We start from the raw sequence: 18,599 nt of genomic DNA on the forward strand, positions 1-18,599 counted from the left end.
GCAGAGCGCCAGGCCACGGAGTCAGCGGCGCAACATCTGCGTCGCTCGCATCCGAACTAGGCACGAGGTTGCGATGACCCTGCTCCCGATCCCACCGACCTGTTCCCAGGGCAGTCAGCTGCACTACGACGTGATCGTCGTGGGCAGCGGCATCGGTGGCTCGGTGGCTGCGGGCGTGCTGGCGCAGCGCGGCCGCCGCGTGCTCGTGCTCGAGAAGAACCACGCGCTGGGTGGCATCCTCGCGTCATACACCCGCGACGGATTCAAGATCGACGTTGGCAGTCATCTGATCTCTCGTGGAGAGAAGGGCCCGATCGGGCACGTGCTCTCCGAACTGGGTCTGGCAAAGCCCCGCTTCATCACCCACCGCATCCCCGTGCGCTCGCGCGGCATGTTCGAGCTGGCGGCGCCGGAGAAGCGCCTTCAGCTTCCCGCGTACGCCCTGGAGGCGGCGCGCAAACTGGGCCTTTCTGCGGCAGAAATGGCCAGTCTCGCGCGCATGTTGTTCCAGGTCTTTACCCTCACCGAGCCCGAGCTGCGGCGCTGGGATGGGCGCACGCTCGACGAGTTCGTGCGCGAACACACCGAGCACCCCGGCGCCTACTTCTTGTTCAGTTTCCTCGCCAGCATCTTCTTCGTGCTTCCACCCTGGCAGGTGTCTGCGGGCGAAGCGGTGCGCTGTCTGCGCTGGGTGATCCGCGCCTACAGCCTCTCGTACGTCGAGGGCGGGATGGACAGCATCATCCACGCGCTGCTCGGCCTCGTGCCGGCAGGCGACGGAGAGATCGTCACCGAAGCGCGGGTTGTCTCCATCGCGGAGCACCGAGGGGGGCTCTCGGTGGCGACGGAGGATGGCACCGAGTATCGCTCGCCCGTGGTGGTGTGCAATTTGGCTCCGCGCGACAGCTTGCCGTTGCTCGAGGGGATGAGCCTGCCGAAGGACTGGGTGAGCCAGGTGGAGGGCGTGCAAGGTTCCGGCAACGCACACCAGATCAAGTTTGCGCTGCGACGCCCGCTGATCGAAGAGGGATGTTTGATTGCCGGCGTCTCACTCGGTGGACACACCCTCGCCGACCTCAGTCTCGAATTGATGAGGGACACCGTGGCCGCGATCGACGACGGGCGGGTCTCCGATCCGATGGCCATCTACGCGCCAGTACCGACGAATTACGATCCGTCCCTGGGTCCCGACGGGAAGCAGCTCGTCGTCGCCAGCATCTACGGCCCGGTGCGGAGCGACCCCGCCGATCCTCCGGAGCGCTGGCGTGAGCGGATTCTGGCGGCTTTTGCCAGCATTTTGCCCGGATTTTGGGACGAGCTCGAATGGGTCGAGTGGAGCCCGGTGCCCGAGGTTGGCCTCTGGATGGGCAAGAGCAACAACGCCGCGATCTCGAATGGTCAACGGCCGGGTCAAGTGGGTGCCGAGCGACTCCCGGTGGTGACGCCCGTTCCGGGGTTGTTCTTCGCGGGCGACGGCGCCGGCGGTCGCGGCATCGGGACCGAGCTCGCCACCGTCTCGGCGCTCGAAGCAGTGGCGGCGATCGAGTCCCTCGCGTCGGCGCGGAGGGCAGCATGAACGACCTCATCGCTGCCCTGATTGCGGTCGGCGTCCTCGCGATGGGGCTGGGCGGGTGCGTGCTCGTACATCACCTCGGTCTCGCGACGACCTACGTGCGCGATCTCCTGCACGTCGGCACCGGCGTCTGGGTGTTCGCGTGGCCGTGGTTCGATGGACGAGTCGCGCCGCTGGCGATCGTGGCCTTGGCGGCGCTGCTGACCGTCAGTGTACCGCTCGTGGCCGGTCGAAGCGGCTGGGCGCAGCGGGTACACGATACCTTCGCCGGTGGTGACGAGCACTGGCGTGGTCTCTCGCTCTACACTCTCGCCTACGCCGTCTTCACTCTGCTCGGTTTCGTGAGGGCGCCGTTCCCAGCAGCGGCGGGCCTCTTGGCGTTGTCGTTGGGCGACGGGGTGGGGGGCCTGGTGGGTCGCCGCTTCGGGAAGCGGAGGTTTCGCGCGCCGGGTGGCAAACAGAAGAGCTTCGAAGGCTCGCTGGTCGTGCTGGTCGCATCCACCCTCGGCGTGCTGCTCGCTGGCTGGTATTTCGGCGCGAAAGTCGAGCTCTCGAAGGCCGCAGGGCTTGGCTTGGGGGCTGCGCTGGCGGAGGCCCTCTCGCCCCGCGGCAGCGACAACCTGATCGTGCCCACGGTGGTGTGGGCGCTGGCGGAGGTGTGGTCATGAGCACGAACACGGCAGCGGAAAGTCCCGGGCTTGCCCGACGCGACAACATTCTCGCCGGCATCTGGCGGGTCGCGGATCCCAAGATCACTCTCGCTTCAGTGGCGGCCATGATCCTCGGCGGCAGCATCGCGGCGTGGCAAGGGCCCCTGTCCGCGGGTTGGCTCGCCGTCACCGTGCTCGGCATCTTCTGCATCGAGGCGGCGAAGAACGCGTCGGGAGAGATCTTCGATTGGGACTCGGGCGCGGATCAAGGACTGAAACAAGACGAACGCACCCCGTTCAGCGGCGGCAAGCGGGTCTTGGTCGACGGGCTGATGACCCGCCGTCAGTGCGCGATCATGGCTGCGGTCTTCTACGCTCTGGGCATTGGCGCCGGGCTCGCCATCGTCCTTTTGCGTGAGCCGAGCGTGATGGCGCTGGGAGTCGTGGGAGTCGCGCTTGCATATTTCTATCACGCGCCGCCGTTTTCCCTCTCCTACCGAGGGCTGGGTGAGGCCGCGGTTGCGCTCGCGTACGGACCCGTCATCGCGTGCGGCACCTATCTGGTGCAGCGGCACGATGTCTCGCTCGCGGTCATGGTCGCGTCGTTGCCCCTGGGGCTCGCCATCATGGGGTTCCTGTGGATCAACGAGTTCCCGGACGCGCGGGCGGACGCCGAGGCCGGCAAGCGCACGCTCGTCGTGCGGCTGGGGCGGGCGAGAGCTGCGCGGGTGTTTGCCGGTCTGGTCGGGGTCACGTATCTCGGCGTCGCGCTCTTGCCGTTGCTCGGCCTGCCGTTGGGCGTGCTGGGCGGGTTCTTGGGGCTGCCGCTCTCCGTGCGCGCGGCCATGCGGCTGGCAAAGCACCACGATCATCCGCAGGAGATCGTGCCTGCCCAGGGCTGGACGCTGCTGTCCTTCGTGCTCCTTTCGCTGGGCGCCGGCGCAGGGATCTCGATCTTTGGCTGAGCGTCTCCACTTCGTGCTCGGCAAAGGCGGTGTTGGCAAGTCGACCGTCGCTGCTGCGCTCGCCCTGGCGAAGCGCGAGCAAGGCGCGCGCGTGCTCTGCATCGAGCTCGATGCACCCGGCGGAACGAGCAGTGCTCTCGGCGAGGCGTTGACCACTCCCGGCGCGCTGGTGCACAGCCGTTCCGGAGTGGTCCTGACCTACTTCGATGGCGCGGCCGCCCTGTCCGAGTACCTCCGGCGCAAGGTGCACCTCGGGCGCCTGACGGATGTCGTGCTCGAGCACCCGCTGTATGCGGCGTTCGTCCAAGCAGCCCCAGGAGTGAGGGAGCTCCTGGCGATCGGCAAAGTACGCGACGAGCTGGTGCTGCAGAAACGCTGGGACGTCGTCGTGGTCGATGGCGGGGCAAGCGGCAGTGCGCTCGAGCACCTGCGTATGCCCGGCGCCGCGGCACACGCCTTTCGGCGCGGGCGGGTGCAGCGCGAGGCGCGGCGGGTGCATGGTGTGCTGGCCGACCCGAAGACGACGTCGATTCACGTCGTGGCGACGGCGGAGGAGATGCCAATCTTGGAGGCGGCCGAGACCAGTCGGCGCATCCGGTACGAGCTCGGCCTGCCGCTCGGTCGGGTGATCGTCAACCGCTGTCTGTCGCCAGCACCCGAGGGCGTGGAGGCTTGCCTCTCGCGATTGGAACACACCCCCGGGTCGGCCGGGCTCGTGACCGCGGCTCGACGAGCGCTCGGGTGGGAGCGCATCCAAGAGCGAGCCATCCAGCGGCTCGAACGCGCCTGCGGTCTGGTGGCACTTCGCCTCCCGCGCCTGGTCACGGACGGATTCGGAGTGAACGAGCTCAGAACGCTGGGCCGCCTCCTCGTGGAGGGCACGTGAGCTTCCGCGCGCTGCTCGCGCAACACCGATTGGTCGTGTGCATCGGCACCGGCGGTGTGGGCAAGACGAGCTTGTCGGCCGCCATCGCCCTCGCCGGTGCGGTGGCCGGCCGCAAGGCTGCGGTGCTGACCATCGATCCCGCGCGGGCCCTTGGCCGAGCGCTGGGCATTGGAGAGCTCACGGGTGAGCTGGCCCGCGTCGACGCCGAGCGCTCCAGCAGCCTGGAATTTTCACCCGGCGGAGAGCTGTCGGCGGGCATGCTGGAGCCAGCCCGCGCGTGGGACGCCTTCGTCGAGCGGCACGCTCCAGCCGGCGGCGTGGCCCGTGCGATCCTGAGCAACGGCTTCTACAAGCAACTCTCCCGCAGCTTCTCGGGCTCGACCGAGTACGTTGCCATCGAGGAGCTGTGTCGGCTCCACGAGTCAGGGCGCTACGACCTGATCGTGCTCGACACGCCGCCTGCTGCCCACGCCCTCGACTTCGTGCGTGCCCCGTCGCGCATCGACCGTTTGCTGGACCCGGAGGTGCTGGGAGTGCTCGTTCGTCCGCCGCCGATCGCTTCGCGGATTTTGCGCATGCTGCGGCGTGCCGCTGGAGCCGGAACTCTCGACGAGGTGTCGACGTTGGCGTCGTCGTTCGAGGGGTTGTTCGGGGCCGTGCGGCGGCGGTCCCGCGAGTCACGGGCGCTGCTCTCGAGTGACACCACGGCCTTCGTATTGGTCGCTGGCCCGGAGCCCGAGCTGCTCGTTGGAGCCCGCGCGCTGGGCGCTTCGCTGGAGGAGCTCGGCATGACCCTGAGCGCCGTCGTTCAGAATCGAGTCCATCCCTTGGTCGAAGTGGGGAACGGTGCCGAGGCGGAGGCGTCGTTAGCGAGGCTTGCGGCCGACGGGTTCGATGCGGAGTGCATCCGCTGGCTTCGTCGCACGCACGGCGACGCGGTTCGCACTGCACACGCCGAGGCGCGAGACTGGGCGGCTTTTCAGCAGCAACTACCCCCAGATTTGCTGCGCGTTCGCGTGGACGAGCTCGACCACGACGTGCACTCCATCGCGGATCTCGTGGAGCTGTCGGCCCGCCTGGTCGCGCCCTGAGCCGACGCAGGCAGTGCGCGGTTTTCCTTCGTCTCGGCAAGCCGTGCAGGGTGCCCGACTCGTAGAGCGAGAGATTGCCTGGGAATGAGCCTTGCACACCACCGCGACATGCTCGAAGCCGCATTGAAGAAGCTGCTCGCCGAGAACGCCAGCATCAAGCTGGGGTCGGTCAGTGAAGAAGGGGCGCCCTGGTTGGCGACGGCCTACTTCGCGGCGGCCGACCCGTTCAAGTTGACGGTGCTGATCGAGGCCACCGGCCGTACCCTCGCCAACCTGCGCGCCAACCCGCGCGTGGCGGTCATGATCGAACACGGCGACGCCATGGCGTTGTTTGCCCAGGCCGAAGGCGTGGCCAGGCTCGTCGATGAACGGCACGCTGCCATCCGCGATGCGATCGCCGAGAAGACGCCCGCGGCGGCGCCGTTGGTCGCCCTACCCAACCTGGTCGGAGTAGAGCTCGACATCTCGCGCTGGCGTTTGACCGACGTGCCTGCGGGCTGGCTGCCCGGGAGGGAGCTGTCGCGTCCGTGAAGGGGTGAGGGGCGGGGCCCAGCTGTGGGGAAAGGAGCGAAAGCTACGCACGGGCGTCGTCTGCCTGCGCTGGGCGAGCGTGGGCGGTCGGGGTCGAAGCGTTTGCCCCCTCGCCGGAGCCCGAGCCTTCGTCTAGCCTCGCGCTCGGGGGCGGCACCCATTTCGTCCCCAAGGACATCGCATGCAAGCTCCCGGCTTCGTCCAGCAACCCTGTTCGGGTTGTGGAACCATGGTCTACATCGCCCAGGCAACCGGCATGGGGATCTGCCCCTCGTGCCACCGGCAGAACAACTTGGTCGGTGGTCCCCAAGTAGCGGCGCCTCAAGGTTACGGAGCGCCGCAGGGTCAGCCAGGTTATCCGATGCCGCAGCAATCGTACGCCATGCCTCAGATGGCGACGGGTGGCATGCCCATTGGCAAGATCTTCGGTGCGTTCGGCGGCGCGCTCGCGCTCGGTGTGCTCTCCATCGGCGGCTGGTACGTGAAGTCACATTTCCTCGGCGGCGGTGGCAAGGGCAAGGCGGGTTACGGCGCGATCGGCATCGATCCCAAGGCGGCCGATGGCGACAAGATGATCACGTCCATCGGCGGCTACGCGACCAAGTGGAAGAAGGATGCAGTCTGGTGGTCCGTGAATTACCAGGCAGTGCGAGCCGACGGCACGGTGGTGCTCGGTGAGGGCGCGCAGGTCGAATACGTGTCCCCGAGCAAGGTGCAGAGCGCGAGCAAGAAGGTCCGCGAGGACAGCATCAAGAAGTTCAGCTTCGGTCCCTCCGGCGTCGACTTCTCGAAGCAGTGGGACGCGACCAATCAGTGGAAGAACGTCATCCCACCGGTGACCCCGGCGTGCAGCATCAAACGCGTCGTCGGCGCGCTCGCGGCCAAGGGCCTGACCGGCACGAAGACCGTGCGCGTGACGTTCGATCCACAATTCCAGAACGTCAACGTCCCGACCTGGCACGTCATCGGTAAGGATCCACAGATCGACGCCTACTATTCGATGGCCGATTGCTCGGAAGTGCCCAAGTAGCCTCGGGCCGCGCAGCCACGCGCCGTGCGACAGCACCCCGAGGCGCGGCTCTCAGGGCGAGGCCGGCCGCGGGGCGGTGCAGGCCAACAACGATCGGCGCAGCGACTTTTCGGGTGGGGGCGTCCGCACGATCGGCTCAGGTCTTCAGCCAGTGCGCCGCCCCGACGCCGGCAGCCAGCTCCTCGGGCGTGATGCGCCCGTCGCCGTCGCGGTCCAGTGCGTCGAAGACCGCTCGGGTGCCGGCCCACTCCTCGCGGGTGATGGCGCCGTCGCCGTCGAGATCGTAGATGCCAAACAGGTCCCGGGCGACGCCCGAGAGGCGAGTCTCGTTCGCCGTGGTTTGCAGGCGCGCCTCCAGGAGTTTTTCCAGGGCCTCGATGGCTTTGGAAAATCCCTCGATGCCCTCCGCAAGTTTCTCCCGGGCCATGGTGTCTTCGGCGTGCATGCGCTCGAAACTCGGCTTGTCCACCGTGATGCGCTCGACCTTCTGATCTCGCGCCAGCGCGGGGTCCAGCTTTCGCGGGAGCGGGCGCTCCGCCGCTTTGAGCTCGTCCAGCAGCTTCGGCGCAATGGTCAACAAGTCACAGCCTGCGAGCTCTTCGATCTCGCCGATGTTGCGGAAACTCGCGCCCATCACCTCGGTCGTGTACCCGAAATGTTTGTAATACTCGTAGATGCGCGTGACGCTGATGACGCCTGGATCTGCGGCGCCGACGTAGTCCTTGCCCGTGGCCTTCTTGTGCCAATCCATGATGCGACCGACGAACGGGGAGATCAGCGTGACCTTGGCTTCGGCGCACGCCACCGCTTGGTGCATGCCAAAGAGCAGCGTCAGGTTGCAGTGGATCCCCTCGCGCTCGAGCTCCTCGGCCGCGCGAATGCCCTCCCAGGTCGAGGCGATCTTGATCAGCACTCGCTCCCGTGACGCCCCGGCAGCCTCGTACTGCGCAATCAGCTGGTGAGCCTTGGCGATCGTGCCGGTCGTGTCGAACGAGAGTCGCGCGTCGACCTCCGTCGAGACTCGGCCGGGCACGATCCCGAGGATACGCAGCCCGAACTCGACGCTCAGGCGATCGATTGCGTGGGCGACGATGGCGCGAGGTGAGGCACCCGCGCCGGCTTCCCGACGCGCGAACTCGAGGGCGTCGTCCACCACTTCCGCGTACTCCTTCATCTGCGCCGCTGCAGTGATGAGAGACGGATTCGTGGTGGCGTCGCGCGGTTTGAACTTCTCAATCGACGCGAGGTCACCGGTGTCGGCGACCACGACGGTCATCTTGCGGAGCTGGTCGAACAATGAATCGGGCACGCTGCGCCGAGTATGCACGAGCGATGCGGCCAAGCAAACCCCGCCGGTCCATCCGGCGTGCGGGCCGTGCCGGCTCAGTCGGCGGACTTTTCGGCAGGCTTGTGTCCGAGCAGCACCTGGTACAGGCCGCCCTCGATCAGATCCGCGAGCACGTCGCGCTGTTCGGTGGAGAGCACGCCGAGCACGCTGTCGGTGCGCTCGCCGGCTTCCGCAATGCGCGCGCGGAGGATTTTCGCCTTCTTCGCGCGGAAGCTCTCCAGCCTGGCGCTGAAGTCCTCGCCCTCGAAGGCGTCGACGAGTTGATCCAGCTCCTCGCGGCTGGGACGCAGCTGCTGTTTTTCGCCGATCAGCTCCTTCTTCATCGCCTGGAGTTTGTCGATCTGCAAGCGTGACAGGACGAGCTTCTTGGCCAAGCGCCCGAAACCATCATGTTTGTACTGTGCGTCGTCGCGCTTGGCGCCGAACTTCTCATCGATGCGCGCGCGCAGGGCCACGGCGACGGCCTTGCGTTGATCGGTGAGCAGCACCGCGTGGACCTCGTCGAGCGCGTCGACGCTCCGCTGCATGCGCTCCGCGATCGCGCCGGTGGCGAGCGCCACGGATTGATCGAAGTCGTTGGAGTCTGCGCTGCCGGAGCGCACGACGGCCACGGCCGACGCCCGCAGTTTGTCGCCCAGCTCGCGTCGGCCTCCGAGATCGTCCTTCAGGTCCGCCTCGATGGCGGCCAGGCGGACAGCCTGCTCGGCGCTCAGGTTGCCCCGCGCCCGGACCGTATCGAGGACCACCCCGACGTAGCCCCGATGCCCCTGCCCAGCCCGCGCCCGCAGCTCTTTGGCGGTGATCTCGCGTTTCTGTTGGGCACCGTCGTCCACTGTGGTAGCGCACGCAACGGTTCCGACCACAAAGGCCGAAGCGCAGACGAGCGGTAGAAGGTAGCGGAGGCCTCTCCGGTCCTTGGTTGAGTTCAGCATGGCAAGAAGAGCTTAGGACCCGACGGCGCGAGTGCACGGAAATGATCGCTTGACCCCCAAATTGTGGCGCCGACCGCCAGCGCCGCGCCGCTCCGACGCATGAAATACTCCAACAGCATCCGCCTCGTCGCCAGCTTCGACCTGCTCGAGTCGCTGAAGTCGCGCAAGGCCGTGGTGCTGCTCTCGCTCTACATGGTTGGCGCGCTGGGCGCGTCCGGCATCTTCATTCGCCTGCTCGGAATCGTGCGAGAGCGCCTGGCGGAAGAGGTCGGGCAGGCGATCGACACCAAGATGTTGATGGAGAACCCCGGCATGGCGCGGCTGCTCGGGTCCCTCACGGGCGACGCGGAGGTCGGGCGGGCCGTCGCTTCGATTCCGCCCATCGCAATCTTCTATGGCTGGCTCGCGATGAACTTCGTGCCGCTGTTGGTCTTGTTTACCTCGGCAGACGCGATCTCGGGCGATGTGGCGAGTGGCGCGGTGCGCTACTCGTTGTTCCGCACCGACCGGCTGAGCTGGGCGATCGGCAAGTTGATTGGCCAGACCTGCCTGATGGCGCTCGGAGTGCTCGTGGGAGCCCTCGCGTGCTGGGCGACCGGCATGATCTGGCTCGATGGCATGCCCCCAGTCGACTCCGCTGTGTGGCTGCTCCGAATATCCGGGCGCGCCATCATCTACAGCTTTGCCTACCTCGGAATGGTGATGTGTGCGTCGCAGCTCACCCGCACCAACGCCCGCGCTGGCGGACTCGCGCTCTTGCTCACCTTCGTCTCCTCCCTCGCAGGCAGCATCTTTCAGGCGGACCTGGTCGTCGAGCAGGCGCCGGGATTGTTTCGAGTCCTCTCCAAGCTCGTTCCAGCGGGGCACCACCTGGCGCTCTGGCACCCGGGCCTCGTCCAGAGCGGCTCCGCCATGTTTGGGCTCATCAGCATCGGCCTCGCGTTTTTTGCCTTGGGGTTCTGGCGCTTCTCGACGAGGGACGCATGACCGACGCGCTCGCGATTCGCGGCCTCAGGAAGGCGTACGGCCGCACGGTCGCCCTCGACGGACTCGAGCTCAGTGTGCCCAAGGGTGTGATCTGCGGCTTCATTGGTCCGAACGGGGCGGGCAAGACGACCACCTTCGGTGTCACCGGCGGTCTGATCCGGGCGGACTCCGGCGAGGTCGATGTGCTCGGCCATGGCCCACTGAAGCCCCACACTCGGCCGGGGCTCTTGACCATGTTGCCGCAGGACTGCGAGCTCTCCCCCCACGTTTCGCTGCGGCAGCTGCTCACGCACTACGCCGAGCTCCAGGGGCTCACCCGAGGCGAGGCCACGCGCGACGTGGACGCGCGGCTCGAAGAGGTTGCCCTCGTGGATCGCGCCGAAGCGCGCATCAAGAGTCTGTCGCACGGCATGCGGCGGCGGGTGGGCATCGCGCAGGCGCTGCTCGGGTCGCCTGCGCTAGTACTGCTCGACGAGCCGACCAGCGGACTCGATCCCGAGCTGGTGGTCCGCATGCGCGATGTCTTTGCTTCGCACCGCGGCCAACGCACGCTGGTCGTGAGCTCACACAACCTGCTCGAGCTCGAGGCGCTCTGCGACCACGTGATCTTCATCGAGCGCGGGCGCTGTATGCGCAGCGGTTCGATGGCCGAGGTCACCGAGCAAGGTCTAGTCATGCGCTACGCGGTCGAAGCAGCGGTCGATCTGCGGGCCCTCGAAACAGCGCATCCGGAGCTCGAAATGACCTGGGAAGGCAAGACGCTGATCGCACGGGGTTCGGGCAGCTGGACAGCGGCCACCATCAACACCGCGATCATCCCGTATCTCTTGCACATGAACGCCGGCTTGCTCGAGATCCGGCGTGGCAAGTCGCTGGAGGACGCCTACCTCGCCGGCAAGGCCGAGGCCGACGCGGAGGCCGAAGCCGAAGCCGAAGCCGCCAGCGAAGACGACGAAGAGGACGACGGCTGAGGCCGTCATTGGTGCACGAGTCAGGCGCGCGCCCCGGCGGCCACGCCGACGCGGGGTGTGCGGCCTGTCACTTGTAGTTGATGGCGGTGTACGGGCTGCCAGTGCTGAAGCCGCAGGCGGCCATCGTGAATGCAGGGCTGACCAGTGCCAGGTAGTGTCCGCAAGTCGGATTCGACGCGGTGACCTGGCAGTTGGGGCACTTGCCCGCGAAGCCGTCGTTCAAGCTCGGGCATTGGTCGCAGCCGGAGCAAATTGCCTGATTCTTCTCGGCCCACATCAGGTCGATGCAGTTTGTCACCGAGCTGGGACCGCTACCCGGACACTCTCCTTGTCCGTACGCCCCGCAGTTGTTGCCGCCGATGAAGGCAGCGTGAGGGCCGTGCGTCGAGTCGTAGGTCGCCTCGTCGTCGACACACGACTCTGCAGAAGTCCAGCGTGTGTACGGGTTGCGCCCCTTGCCAGCGCGCAACTCGTTGATGTGGTCGATGCAAGCCTGGCGTGCAGCCGCGTTCGGATCCGAGCCGCCGCCACCACCGGTTGCGGTCGTGCCACCGGTCGAAGTCGTGCCGCCAGTCGCGGTCGTTCCACCCGTTGCGGTGGTGCCGCCGGTTGAAGTCGTGCCGCCAGTCGCGGTCGTGCCACCCGTCGCAGCAACGGCGCCCGAGCCTCCGCCGCCAGAGGCAGAGCCTCCGGTCCCGCCGCCGTCGTCGGATGAACCACACCCGGAGAGGAGCGCGAGGCACAAACCCCCGAGCCAGGATGCTCGACACGATCCAGACGGCGTCTTCACACGCTCATGCGACGGCATTCTCGCGTGAAGGTCAAGCGGCGCCGCCCGCAAGCCAGTCTTGATCGGATCTCCCCGAGCCGAGCGCTGCGTTGGCAGCGCCTCCTCGAAGCGTGATTGCCGATCGTGTCCAGACAACTCGCCGAGTCGATGCGCTTTCCTTCGCGACACCAAGCGCTGAAACGCTGCTGGCACGCCCCCCCTGCAAATGGGGCGTGCGCGGAATGCCCTTGGTGGTCTTTGCCAGCAGCAGCGCTGTGGGCGCACGACCGCGCTTCGCCGTTGCGGTCGACCTGACGCCAGTTGTCGGTGGCCGCAGCGGCTCGGACCGGCTATTCTTTGGTTCATGCGCCGCCTGATGGTCAGCCTCTCGGTTCTCTGCGCGCTGTCCGCACTGACTGCGTGTGGTGTCGACGAAGAGGGCAGCTTGTTTACGGGCGGTGCTGCAGGCTCCGATGGCGGCGTGTCGGGCGGCAGTGGAGGAAGCGGCGGGAGCGTGCAGGTTGGCGGTACCTCGAGTGGGGGCGGTGGCGGTGCTGCCGGCGGAGGCGGCACGACCGGCAGCGGGGGCATCGCCGGCAGCGGGGGAGCAGCGGGCAGCGGGGGAGCAGCAGGCACCGGAGGCACGACAGCGTCAGGTGGCGCAGCCGGCGGCGGCGGCACGACCGCGACGGGTGGAACGACTTCAACCGGCGGCACGACTTCAACCGGCGGCACGACCGCAACGGGCGGCACGACCGCAACGGGCGGCACGACCGCAACGGGTGGCACGACCGCAACTGGCGGCACGACCGCAACTGGCGGCACGACTCAACCGGCGGCACCACCGCAACGGGTGGAACGACTTCAACCGGCGGCACAGGCGGCACCACCTCCAGTCCTTGCCCCGGGAGCCAACCCTCGAACTACAGCGGCTGCAGCGCAACGGGTGCGGTCTGCAAATACTCCAGTGGCGCGAACCAGTGCACGTGCTGGGGCGGCCAGTGGCATTGCAATGCCTGTCCCGGGGGCCAGCCCTCCGAAGGCGGCAGTTGTTCGAGCAGCGGTTCGTCGTGCAACTACGCCGGTAATGCCTGCGGCTGCGCCTGGGCCGGCGTCTCTTCCGGTTACGATTGGCATTGCGTGAGCTGTCCGAGCCCGAAGCCTGCTGACGAAGCCGGCTGCAGCGATGAAAACGCCGTCTGCCCCTACGCGGGTAACTACTGTCGCTGCCGATACCGCGGTTACCCAGTGTTCGGACTGCGTTGGGATTGCCCGTAACGACTGAACCAACGGTTATTTTGGGGTTGAGCGACGCAACCGACCGCTTGTCCGCGGTGACCTTCCACGGCAGTGTCGCGCCGTGACGGAAGACGACACGCTTCTCGGGGCCACTGAAGCTCCGACGCTGGTCAGGCCCACCGTCGACGCGCTGCGGGAGGCTCGCGAGGGTTCGACGGACGTCGACGAAACGGTGCTGGCCGACGAGGAGATGCGCACACGCAAAGGCGCGCTGCGAGCGTTATTCATCGCGCTGGTCATCTACGTCGTCTCGACCACGGCGATTCCGGAAAAGACGACCTTCGGTTGGGTGATCATCGCGGTCTACTGCGCCGCCGCGATTGTCATTGGCACCCTGCTCGCTCTCAGCGGCACGTACGCCTACGGCGTGCGGGTCTCCACGGTGATTGGCGTCACCGTCATATTGCTCGCTCTGGGTTCGTGCCTGTATTTCGGGGTCATTGGCGGACCGATCATCGTCCTGCCGACCGTCGTCTATTACTACGGGCTCGGGGACTCGAAGGCGCGGCGACGCTGGGTTGCCGGAACTGCAATCGGCGGGCATGCCCTGCTCACGCTGCTGGCCGCCGCGGGTGTCGTTCGTCCTACCGGACTGATCCCCGCCGACGCTCTCGCTGGAAGTGTCTACATTCTGGTCTCGGGGTTCTGTATCGCGACGCTGCTCGGGATGACTTACTGGTTGTCGCATCGAAGCCGCGTATCCACGCTGCAAGCCATGTCCGCGCTGGACCGCGCACGGCGCGAGCTACGCCAACGCGACGTGCTCTTGGACGAAGCACGGGAAGATCTGGACCGCGTAGTGGCCGGCGCGCGCGCCGGGCGCCTGACCGGGCGCCGGGTCGACAACCTGCGGGTGCTCAACCTGATCGGCCGCGGCGCCATGGGCGAGGTGTACCGCGCCGCCCGGGTGGACTCCGAAGAGCCCGTCGCGCTCAAGGTACTTCACCCGCACCTCGCCGAATCCGAGGGCCAGGTGACGCGTTTCCTGCGCGAAGCGCAGATCATCGGCGGGCTGAAGTCGCCCTACATCCCGACCCTGTTTGGCTCTGGAACGGACGCGGATGGTTCTCCCTATTTGGTAATGGAGCTGCTGGAGGGTCTGGATCTGGCAGCGGATCTGCGTCTGCGCGCTTCCCTACCGCTCGGCGAAATCGATCAGCTGGTCGAAGAGGCTTGCCTCGCGCTGCACGCCGCTCACGAGGCCTCCGTCGTGCATCGCGACATCAAACCGCAGAACTTGTTTCTGACGGTCAAGCCTCGCGTCAGCTGGAAGGTGCTCGACTTCGGCGTGTCGATGATCATGAGCAACTCCGGCACACTGACCCAGGGTGGCGCCATCGGAACGCCGGCGTACATGGCTCCAGAGCAGGCGCTTGGCTCGAGCGTCGATCGCCGCGCTGACGTGTTTTCCCTTGGCGCCGTCGTTTATCGCGCGCTGACCGGACGCCCGGCGTTCCAGGGGACCTCCGGCCCCGCGACAGTATACGCGGCGCTTCGATACCAGCCCGTGCGACCCGGAGAGCTGGTGCCCGTGGACTCGGACGTGGAATCGGTGCTCGCGCTCGCGCTGGCAAAAAAGGCGGACCTGAGGCTCGCGTCGGCCAAGGAGCTTGCAGTGGCGTGGAGGGCCGCGAGAAAACACGAGCTCAGCGCGGAGCTGCGCCTCCGGGCGGAACGATTGCTGACGGCGCACGCGTGGGGAACCGACTATTCCGTGAAGTGAGTGGCTGGAGCGGGAGTCATGCCGAGGGTCGAACACGAAGAGGTGCGCGCGCGACTCGACGCGGTAATCGAGGCGATGAAGCACGCCGGTGTCTGGGACGTCGAGGAGCCGTCCGGCGCAGCCTACGGCGACATGGGGCCGTTCGGCATGAACACCATGGCCTTCGTCCAGTGGCTGCGTTGGGTCTTCGTGCCGAACGTCGAGGCCTTGATCGAGAAGCAGGGGCCTTGGCCGCGCTCGAGCTCGGTCTCCGTCCAAGCAGCGCGCGAGGGCGACACGGATCCCGCAGTGGACTCGCTGGTGGACGCTCTCTCCCGGTTCGACGATCTGTTCGGCGAGACCGACGCACGTTGACCGCCGAAACCCGGGCATCGATTTGCGCTCAGGGCGGGAGTTGTTTGAGCGGTGGCGTCAGGCGATCCGTGAACCAGCGCGTCAGCCCCGGGAACATTCGCGCCAGCGCGTAGCTCCGCGGGTAGATCACCCGCGCGCGCCGCCTCTCGACCGCAGCCATCACCAGGCGGGCCAGGCTGTCGGAGTTGCCGGTGGGAGTGAGGCTGACGGCGGTGGAAGGTTCGAATGCTGCTCTGCCCGCCGCTTCCATCGCGCTGGTCACCGGTCCGGGGTACACCGTCACGACGTGCACGCCATGGCGTCGTGCTTCTACGCACAACCCCTCCGACGCCCCTGCCAAACCGCCCTTCGCTGCGTTGTAGAAGAACATCCCGGGAGTCGGCGCCAGCGCGGCCATGGAAGCAATGTCCACGATGGTGCCGCGCCGCCGCGGGATCATGCGCCGCAGTGCCTCCTGGGTGAGCCGCAGCGGTGCCAGCAGATCGACCGTCAACACCGCCGCTCCGCGCTCCCAGCTCGTCTCGTGTGCCGGCTCGACGATCTGGACGCCAGCGTTGTTCACCAGCACGTCGCACGGCCCGAGTGCTTGCTCGGCCTCGTCGAACAGCGCGCCGGGTGAGAAGTCTTGCGAGAGATCCGCGACGATCACGTGACTGCGCTCCGGAGCCGTACTTGCCAGCGCCAAGAGCGGGCTCTCGCGGCGGGCCAGGAGCGTGACCGCCGCACCCGCTGCGAGCCATGCTCGGGCCATGGATTCACCGATGCCGCTCGAGGCGCCGGTAAGAAACACGTGAGGTCGATCAGCCATGGGACCGCAGGCTAATGCGGAACCGCTTCGCCGGGGGTCCCGGTCGGCTCGGCAGCTCCAGCGAATGGCAGTATGCTGCTTCAATGCGCTGGTCAGGGATCTTGCTTGCGCCGCTGGCGCTCTCGGCCACCGCGTGCTCGAGCTGGTTCAGGGCGGGGCCTCAGGTGCGAATGGTCGAGCAGCGGGCGGTCGTGGAGGGCAAGGCGACGATCTCCGGCGGCATCGAACAAATCACCTTTCCCCTCACGCTCAGCGCCGGAGCGCACCCGGACAACGGCCAGTCCATCGTCGCGCTCGAGACGGGCGGGGATTACATGCAAGTGGACTCCGACTCGGGGTGGGGATACGTCGCCGGTCCGCGCCTGGGATTTCTGGTCAGTGGCCTGACGGGCTCGTACCTGGGCATGAACGGCGGCCCAGCGTTCGCCTTCGAGTCGGCGCTCTCGGACGACGCCACCACGCTCACCCTGGAGCTGTTCGCGGGCGGAGGGCTGGGTGGCGACGTTCGAGGCGGTTTCATCGGCGGAGCCTCGTTGTGTCTGGGGGCGTATCGCGAAGGGCGATTCACCGTGCCTCACGGTCGCGTGCTGTGGTCGAACGGCTGCGCCTCGTTCGCCGCGGTCGTGACCGGGGACGCCTGGTGCGAGGCACGCGAGGTCGACGGTCGCGGTGCGAGCCCTGAGCGACTTCAGGCGTTGGGTGAACACTGGTTGAAGGCGGGCTTCGATGAGCACGCGTCCGTCGCCGCCTTTGCCCGGCTCACGCTCGAGCTGCTCACACTCGGGGCGCCCCTCGAATTGGTCGAGGCCGCAGGGCGCGCGGCGATGGACGAGATCCAGCACGCCCGCAGCTGTTTTGGGCTCGCGGCCGCGTACCTCGGATACGCCCAGGGCCCCGGGGTCTTACCGTCGGTCGAGCGTTCCGCCCCCGTGTCATTGTCGACGCTGGCGAAGGAGGCGGTACTTGACGGATGTTTCGGCGAAGGCGTCGCCGCCGAGCTCGCAGCGCTGCGGGCCGCGGTGGAGACGGACCCGGTCGTGCACACGGTGTTGCATATGATCGCGGGCGACGAGACGCGGCACGCGGAGCTCGGTTGGGCCACGCTCCGCTGGTGCCTCGAACGAGGCGGTGATGCGGTGAGGCACGCGGCGTTCGAAGCGTTCGCGGAGTGTCAGGAGCTGGTGCTCGCAGCCGAAGACGACGTGTTCGTGAGCGACGCGCGGCGGAACTTGCAGGCCAGACTGGCGCCGCGGCTGAAGGCCTTGCTGGTCGGAGCGCCGGCGCGTTCGCTGGCACGTGCCGCGTGAATCAGCAGCAGGCGGCGGCTCTCACTTCGCCTCGTGTACGACCCATCGGATCTGGGCGGCGCGTGCGTTCAAGCTGAGCTCGGCGAACCCCTGCGCCGGCAGTGGGACAACGCCCACGACGCGGGGGCCTCGAGCCGGTGAAGTGATGAACGCATGCTCGCCGGGTCCGAGAGCGAGCGTGACGGTCTTGGTCCCGAGCCGCAGCTGCCTGCCGGCGATCACGAGCTCGAGCGGGCCCTCGCTCCCGATCTCGAGCTTACCGTCGCGCTCGCTTTCGACGTCGGTTCGCCCCACCCGAGCTCGGTCGACGTTCGCGCGCAACTCTCGTTCGGGGAGCATCAACACGAACCGGTCACTGCCCTCGACCGGGAAGAGCACGGGTTCGCCGAGGCGGATGCGCGCCGCCAGAAGCACTTCCAGCGAGCCGGGCTCACTGCGCCCGCCGAGCACCACGATCGCCGTGACGCCAGCGTCGGTCGGCAGAAACCGCCGGATCCCGTCGCTCTCGACATGGCGAGCGCCCCACAACATAGCGACGGTCGCAGGGGCGTTTCGTGCGTGCAGCCGCTCTCCCAGTGCCAACGCGCAGTGAAGCTCCCGCAGCCGCTCCACGCTGGCGTCGCCGAGAGGGCGGATGCGGGCCTGGAGCAACGACGGCATGTCACACGCGCCCAGCTCGACGTTGCTGGCGCGCAGCGCCGCGCTCGAAGCCGCGAACTCCTCGAGATAGTCATACTTCCACGCGGTGTGGTTGTGATCGCGCTGCGTGGCCAGCAATTCTTCGAGCGCGACGCGGTCACCTCGCCGGTGAAACCTCTCGACGGTCGACGAGTCGCCGCGCTGAACGTCGAAGCTGAGACCACCCCAGTGACCGTCGGCCTGGAACTGCTCGAGCACCGCGTCCGTGGCGCCGAACCCCAGCACCCCCGCGAGCTGTCGGAAAGCGGCGATCTGGACCGGCGCGTCGTGCAGCGTGCCGAAGAGGACGAAGCTCGAGCGGCCCGCCGTGAAGGACTTCCGCGCGCGTTCCCGGAGCATTGCCGAGATGGCGCTCCACCCCGCCCGAAGCTCGTTCTTCCCCGCGGCGCGGGCGAGCGCGAGCTCCACCCGATCCGCTGTCAGCGCGGACTCCGGCACCGGGGCTCTTGTCGTGTGTTTCTCGACGAGCGCCCGAGCGTCGTCGAGCTCGGTCGGCAATGCTGGCCAGGGCTTCGCCCGAGCGTCGCCCGCTGGAGGGCCTGCGTCGGAAGGGCGCTGGGCAGCGCTGCTGGTGGATGCCCCGTCGACACTTTCGATGGCGGCAGGCGCTGGCTCTTTCGAGCAGCCGCCTGCCGCGAGGGTCAAGAGCAGGACTGCGAGAGCTTCACGCATGGGG

Annotated in this window: 18 protein-coding genes; 13 read left to right on the plus strand and 5 right to left on the minus strand. The window is 67.5% G+C overall.

Translation table 11 applies throughout. From position 1 onward, the window contains the following. Window positions 1–73 precede the first annotated feature (73 nt). From IPI67_37695 to IPI67_37725, 7 genes are all read left to right on the plus strand, one after another. Window positions 74–1,576, plus strand: a complete 1,503-nt coding sequence (locus tag IPI67_37695) for an NAD(P)/FAD-dependent oxidoreductase (protein ID MBK7585908.1) — start codon at window positions 74–76, stop codon at window positions 1,574–1,576. Beyond that, window positions 1,573–2,241: a hypothetical protein gene (locus IPI67_37700; GenBank protein ID MBK7585909.1), complete on the plus strand. Its 669-nt coding sequence runs from the start codon at window positions 1,573–1,575 to the stop codon at window positions 2,239–2,241. The genes IPI67_37695 and IPI67_37700 overlap by 4 nt, the downstream gene beginning before the upstream one ends. Next, complete coding sequence (locus IPI67_37705; GenBank protein MBK7585910.1) at window positions 2,238–3,188, plus strand: prenyltransferase; 951 nt, start codon at window positions 2,238–2,240, stop codon at window positions 3,186–3,188. The genes IPI67_37700 and IPI67_37705 overlap by 4 nt, the downstream gene beginning before the upstream one ends. Then, window positions 3,181–4,074 (plus strand): ArsA family ATPase, encoded by an 894-nt coding sequence (locus tag IPI67_37710; GenBank protein MBK7585911.1) that lies wholly within the window; start codon window positions 3,181–3,183, stop codon window positions 4,072–4,074. Before IPI67_37705 ends, IPI67_37710 begins: the two co-directional genes overlap by 8 nt. Then, a complete protein-coding gene (locus IPI67_37715) occupies window positions 4,071–5,165 on the plus strand; it encodes an ArsA family ATPase (protein ID MBK7585912.1) in 1,095 nt (364 codons plus the stop codon). Before IPI67_37710 ends, IPI67_37715 begins: the two co-directional genes overlap by 4 nt. A gap of 123 nt (window positions 5,166–5,288) precedes the next feature. Next, window positions 5,289–5,696: a pyridoxamine 5'-phosphate oxidase family protein gene (locus IPI67_37720; GenBank protein MBK7585913.1), complete on the plus strand. Its 408-nt coding sequence runs from the start codon at window positions 5,289–5,291 to the stop codon at window positions 5,694–5,696. A 181-nt stretch (window positions 5,697–5,877) separates the two neighbouring features. Continuing rightward, complete coding sequence (locus IPI67_37725; GenBank protein MBK7585914.1) at window positions 5,878–6,726, plus strand: hypothetical protein; 849 nt, start codon at window positions 5,878–5,880, stop codon at window positions 6,724–6,726. A 136-nt stretch (window positions 6,727–6,862) separates the two neighbouring features. On the opposite strand, the gene IPI67_37730 is transcribed toward IPI67_37725, so the two are convergent. Continuing rightward, window positions 6,863–8,035 (minus strand): transaldolase, encoded by a 1,173-nt coding sequence (locus IPI67_37730; protein MBK7585915.1) that lies wholly within the window; start codon window positions 8,033–8,035, stop codon window positions 6,863–6,865. 74 nt (window positions 8,036–8,109) lie between these two features. Beyond that, window positions 8,110–9,006 carry a hypothetical protein gene (locus IPI67_37735; GenBank protein ID MBK7585916.1) on the minus strand — a complete coding sequence of 299 codons (897 nt, stop codon included), beginning with the start codon at window positions 9,004–9,006 and terminating at the stop codon, window positions 8,110–8,112. Between the two features lie 99 nt (window positions 9,007–9,105). On the opposite strand from IPI67_37735, the gene IPI67_37740 reads away from it, so the two are divergent. Together IPI67_37740 and IPI67_37745 are read left to right on the plus strand one after the other, a co-directional pair. Then, window positions 9,106–9,993 carry an ABC transporter permease subunit gene (locus IPI67_37740; protein ID MBK7585917.1) on the plus strand — a complete coding sequence of 296 codons (888 nt, stop codon included), beginning with the start codon at window positions 9,106–9,108 and terminating at the stop codon, window positions 9,991–9,993. Beyond that, window positions 9,990–10,964 carry an ABC transporter ATP-binding protein gene (locus tag IPI67_37745; protein MBK7585918.1) on the plus strand — a complete coding sequence of 325 codons (975 nt, stop codon included), beginning with the start codon at window positions 9,990–9,992 and terminating at the stop codon, window positions 10,962–10,964. Before IPI67_37740 ends, IPI67_37745 begins: the two co-directional genes overlap by 4 nt. A 67-nt stretch (window positions 10,965–11,031) precedes the next feature. Here the strand turns inward: IPI67_37745 and IPI67_37750 are convergent, their stop codons facing one another. After that, window positions 11,032–11,772 carry a hypothetical protein gene (locus IPI67_37750; GenBank protein MBK7585919.1) on the minus strand — a complete coding sequence of 247 codons (741 nt, stop codon included), beginning with the start codon at window positions 11,770–11,772 and terminating at the stop codon, window positions 11,032–11,034. A 325-nt stretch (window positions 11,773–12,097) separates the two neighbouring features. On the opposite strand from IPI67_37750, the gene IPI67_37755 reads away from it, so the two are divergent. From IPI67_37755 to IPI67_37765, 3 genes are all read left to right on the plus strand, one after another. Next, a complete protein-coding gene (locus IPI67_37755; GenBank protein MBK7585920.1) occupies window positions 12,098–12,877 on the plus strand; it encodes a hypothetical protein in 780 nt (259 codons plus the stop codon). A gap of 216 nt (window positions 12,878–13,093) precedes the next feature. Then, window positions 13,094–14,755, plus strand: coding sequence for a serine/threonine protein kinase (locus IPI67_37760; GenBank protein ID MBK7585921.1), 1,662 nt, complete (start codon window positions 13,094–13,096; stop codon window positions 14,753–14,755). 18 nt (window positions 14,756–14,773) lie between these two features. Next, entirely contained in the window at window positions 14,774–15,109 is a 336-nt protein-coding gene (locus IPI67_37765; GenBank protein MBK7585922.1) for a YqcC family protein, read from the plus strand. A gap of 28 nt (window positions 15,110–15,137) precedes the next feature. Here IPI67_37765 and IPI67_37770 read toward each other — a convergent pair whose 3' ends face one another. Further along, complete coding sequence (locus tag IPI67_37770; GenBank protein MBK7585923.1) at window positions 15,138–15,917, minus strand: SDR family NAD(P)-dependent oxidoreductase; 780 nt, start codon at window positions 15,915–15,917, stop codon at window positions 15,138–15,140. A gap of 83 nt (window positions 15,918–16,000) precedes the next feature. Here IPI67_37770 and IPI67_37775 point away from each other — a divergent pair, with 83 nt between their 5' ends. Further along, on the plus strand, window positions 16,001–17,224 hold the full coding sequence (locus IPI67_37775; GenBank protein MBK7585924.1) for a hypothetical protein: 1,224 nt from the start codon (window positions 16,001–16,003) through the stop codon (window positions 17,222–17,224). A 21-nt stretch (window positions 17,225–17,245) separates the two neighbouring features. Here IPI67_37775 and IPI67_37780 read toward each other — a convergent pair whose 3' ends face one another. Continuing rightward, window positions 17,246–18,595 (minus strand): hypothetical protein, encoded by a 1,350-nt coding sequence (locus IPI67_37780; protein ID MBK7585925.1) that lies wholly within the window; start codon window positions 18,593–18,595, stop codon window positions 17,246–17,248. Between the last annotated feature and the right edge of the window lie 4 nt (window positions 18,596–18,599).

It is taken from the genome of Myxococcales bacterium (genome assembly GCA_016706225.1).
Classification (GTDB): Bacteria; Myxococcota_A; Polyangia; order Polyangiales; family Polyangiaceae; genus JADJKB01.